Source organism: Staphylococcus sp. 510 (assembly GCF_057219715.1).
This window is the reverse complement of the sequence record NZ_JBXVVK010000034.1, coordinates 1-4,285: the sequence shown is the minus strand read 5'-3', so window position 1 is coordinate 4,285 and position 4,285 is coordinate 1. Positions and strand designations below refer to the sequence as shown.

Sequence of the window (4,285 nt, the reverse complement as noted above, 5' to 3'; positions counted from 1 at the left end):
GCAATCCTAAGTAAAATTGCAGATAAGAGGTAAGTTAAAAGCAATCCTAAGTAAAATTGCAGATAAGGGGTACAGAAAAACTAGACTTGATTACAAAATGGAGCTTGGGACATAAATGATTTTTTAAAAATGAGATGAGACGTAGATTAACTCCATAATCAATACGAATCTATCGACTTCTTTATTTATGATATTCATCTCTTTTTAATGGAAATAAAAGTGCGATTAATGTGATAATACAGTTACGTTAATTAAAAAAATAAAAATGCAAGGAGAGGTAATATGCTAACTGTATATGGACATAGAGGATTACCTAGTAAAGCTCCGGAAAATACAATTGCATCATTTAAAGCTGCTTCAGAAGTAGAAGGTATAAACTGGTTGGAGTTAGATGTTGCAATTACAAAAGATGAACAACTGATTATCATTCATGATGATTATTTAGAACGGACTACAAATATGTCCGGGGAAATAACTGAATTGAATTATGATGAAATTAAAGATGCTTCTGCAGGATCTTGGTTTGGTGAAAAATTCAAAGATGAACATTTGCCAACTTTCGATGATGTAGTAAAAATAGCAAATGAATATAATATGAATTTAAATGTAGAATTAAAAGGTATTACTGGACCGAATGGACTAGCACTTTCTAAAAGTATGGTTAAGCAAGTGGAAGAACAATTAACAAACTTAAATCAGAATCAAGAAGTGCTCATTTCAAGCTTTAATGTTGTGCTTGTTAAACTTGCAGAAGAAATCATGCCACAATATAACAGAGCAGTTATATTCCATACAACTTCGTTTCGTGAAGACTGGAGAACACTTTTAGATTACTGTAATGCTAAAATAGTAAACACTGAAGATGCCAAACTTACTAAAGCAAAAGTAAAAATGGTAAAAGAAGCGGGTTATGAATTGAACGTATGGACTGTAAACAAACCAGCACGTGCAAACCAACTTGCTAATTGGGGAGTTGATGGTATCTTTACAGACAATGCAGATAAAATGGTGCATTTGTCTCAATAGAAAGTTAGAGGTGAGTCTTACGTTTCAGTGACGGTAGACTTACCTTTAACATGTTACATACTAAAAAATTAATTTGAATAAGAAAGAGAGACATATATGAAATACGATGATTTTATAGTAGGAGAAACATTCAAAACAAAAAGCCTTCATATTACAGAAGAAGAAATTATCCAATTTGCAACAACTTTTGATCCTCAATATATGCATATAGATAAAGAAAAAGCAGAACAAAGTAGATTTAAAGGTATCATTGCATCTGGCATGCATACACTTTCAATATCATTTAAATTATGGGTAGAAGAAGGTAAATACGGAGAAGAAGTTGTAGCAGGAACACAAATGAATAACGTTAAATTTATTAAACCTGTATACCCAGGTAATACATTGTACGTTATCGCTGAAATTACAAATAAGAAATCCATAAAAAAAGAAAATGGACTCGTTACAGTGTCACTTTCAACATACAATGAAAATGAAGAAATTGTATTTAAGGGAGAAGTAACAGCACTTATTAATAATTCATAATAAAACAGTGAAGCAACCATCGTTACGGATTGCTTCACTGTTTTGTTATTCATCTATATCGTATTTTTTATTACCGTTCTCATATAGCTCATCATACACTTTACCTGAGATTTTGGCATTGTAGCTAGCCATTCCTTTATCTTGTACATCTTTAACATTAATAGCCATCATCATGTTTGGATTATCTTTATCATATGATATAAACCACCCAATTTGTCTGCCAGTTTCTCCTTGTTTCATTTTGAGTTCTGCAGTACCGGATTTGCCAATTAAGTTTGCATAAGATCTATAAATATCTTCTTTATGTGTTTTATTTACGACTTGTTGCATACCATCAGTTAATAGATTGATATTTTCTTTGGAAATAATATTTTTCTTCCAAACTTTGTTTTTCGTGTCTTTTAATAAGTGAGGTGCGTTAATATTGCCATTATTTTCTAATGCGCTATAGATTGAAAGGATCTGTACTGGGTTAATCAGTATTTCACCTTGTCCGTAACCTGAATCAGCTAATAATATTTCATTATCTAAATTTTTGTTTGAAATTTGAGCATTATAAAATGGATAATCACTTGGTATATCTTCACCAACACCTAGTTTTTTCATGCCTTTTTCAAATTTCTTACTGCCTAATTCGAGTGCTACTCTAGCAAAGAAAATGTTATCTGATGATTCTATTGCTTGTTTTAAGTCGATATTACCATTTACCACTTCATATCTTGTAACGTTGTAACCACCCCAAGATTTATCTTTTTGCCAACCTTTACCATCGATTTTATAACTTGTTTTATCGTCTAATGTTTTGTTATTTAACCCAATCATTGCTGTTAATATTTTTTGAGTTGAACCTGGTGAAGTTGTAATCTGGAACTTGTTGAGCAGAGGTTCTTTTTTATCTTCGGTTAATTTATTATATTCTTCGTTACTCATGCCATACATAAATGGATAGACGTCATATGAAGGTGTGCTTACAAGTGCTAATAATTCACCTGTTTGAGGGTGGATAGCAGTACCTGAGCCATAATCATTTTTCATGTTGTTATAAATACTCTTTTGAACTTTAGCATCAATAGTTAGTTGAATATCTTTGCCATCTTTTTTCTTTTTCTCTATTAATGTATGTGCGATTGTATTGCTATTATCGTCAACGATTGTGACACGATAGCCATCTTCATGTTGGAGCTTTTTATCGTAAAGTTTTTCGAGTCCCTTTTTACCAATAACTGCATCATCTTTATAGCCTTTATATTCTTTTTGTTTTAATTCTTCAGAGTTAATGGGACCAACATAACCTAATAGATGTGAAGTCGCTTTTCCTAGAGGATAGTTACGACTTTCTGTTTCATTAGTTGTAAGATGAAATTTTTTTGCGAAATCTCTTAAATATTCATCCATTTTTTTAACGGTTTTAAGTGGAACGAAGGTATCATCTTGTACCCAATTTTGATCCATTTGTTGTTTGATATAGTCTTCAGAAATACTTAGTTCTTTAGCGATTGCTTTATAATCTTTTTTAGATACATTCTTTGGAACGATGCCTATCTCATATGCTGTTCCTGTATTGGCCAATTCCACATTGTTTCGGTCTAAAATTTTACCACGTTCTGATTTTAAATTTTCAATATGTATGCTTTGGTCTTTCTGCATTCCTGGAATAATGACGCTATGATCCCAATCTAACTTCCACATACCATCTTCTTTAACAAAATTAAATTGAACGTTGCGATCAATGTTACCGTAGTTTGTTTTAATTTTATATTGAGCATCTACTCGTTTTTTATTTTTAGATACTTTTTTTATTTTACGATCCTGAATGTTTATATCTTTAACGCCTAAACTATTATATATTTTTATCGGACGTTCAGTCATTTCTACTTCACCATTATCGCTTTTAGAAATATAACTGCTATCTTTATAAACTTGTTTGAAATTTTTATCTTCAATTGCATCAATAGTATTATTAATTTCTTTATCTTTTGAAGCATAAAAATATATACCAAACCCGACAACTACAACTATTAAAATAAGTGGAACAATTTTTATCTTTTTCATCAATATCCTCCTTATATAAGACTACATTTGTAATATATTACAAATGTAGTATTTATGTCAAAATAATGTTATAATTTTTGTGATATGGAGGTGTAGAAGGTGTTATCATCTTTTTTAATGTTAAGTATAATCAGTTCATTGCTCACGATATGTGTAATTTTTTTAGTGAGAATGCTCTATATAAAATATACGGTTCTGTTGCAAAGTTGAATTTATAGTATAATTATAACCAAAAGGAGTCTTCTGTATGAACTATTTCAGATATAAACAATTTAACAAGGATGTTATCACTGTAGCCGTTGGCTACTATCTAAGATATGCATTGAGTTATCGTGATATGTCTGAAATATTAAGGGAACGTGGTGTAAACGTTCATCATTTAACGGTCTAGCGTTGAGTTCAAGAATATGCCCCGATTTTATATCAAATTTGGAAGAAAAAGCATAAAAAAGCTTATTACAAATGGCGTATTGATGAGACGTACATCAAAATAAAAGGAAAATGGAACTATTTATATCGTGCCATTGATACAGAGGGACATACATTAGATATTTGGTTGCGTAAGCAACGAGATAATCATTCAGCATATGTATTTATCAAACGTCTCATTAAACAATTTGGTAAACCTCAAAAGGTAATTACAGATTAGGCACCTTCAACGAAGGTCGCAATGGCTAAAGTC

3 protein-coding genes and 2 pseudogenes are annotated in these 4,285 nt (G+C 31.0%); 4 read left to right on the top strand and 1 reads right to left on the bottom strand.

Translation table 11 applies throughout. From position 1 onward, the window contains the following. Positions 1-282 precede the first annotated feature (282 nt). Positions 283-1,026, top strand: a complete 744-nt coding sequence (locus tag AC2D8K_RS12395) for a glycerophosphoryl diester phosphodiesterase (protein WP_000958858.1) — start codon at positions 283-285, stop codon at positions 1,024-1,026. A 96-nt stretch (positions 1,027-1,122) separates the two neighbouring features. Further along, positions 1,123-1,551 carry a MaoC family dehydratase gene (locus AC2D8K_RS12390; RefSeq protein ID WP_000872606.1) on the top strand — a complete coding sequence of 143 codons (429 nt, stop codon included), beginning with the start codon at positions 1,123-1,125 and terminating at the stop codon, positions 1,549-1,551. 45 nt (positions 1,552-1,596) lie between these two features. On the opposite strand, the gene mecA is transcribed toward AC2D8K_RS12390, so the two are convergent. Beyond that, positions 1,597-3,606, bottom strand: a complete 2,010-nt coding sequence (gene mecA, locus AC2D8K_RS12385) for a PBP2a family beta-lactam-resistant peptidoglycan transpeptidase MecA (RefSeq protein WP_063852638.1) — start codon at positions 3,604-3,606, stop codon at positions 1,597-1,599. Between the two features lie 96 nt (positions 3,607-3,702). Here mecA and AC2D8K_RS12380 point away from each other — a divergent pair. Continuing rightward, positions 3,703-3,810, top strand: a pseudogene (locus AC2D8K_RS12380) (beta-lactam sensor/signal transducer MecR1); the annotation flags it as partial. Between the two features lie 40 nt (positions 3,811-3,850). Next, positions 3,851-4,249 (top strand): annotated as a pseudogene (locus AC2D8K_RS12375) (IS6 family transposase); the annotation flags it as partial. Between the last annotated feature and the right edge of the window lie 36 nt (positions 4,250-4,285).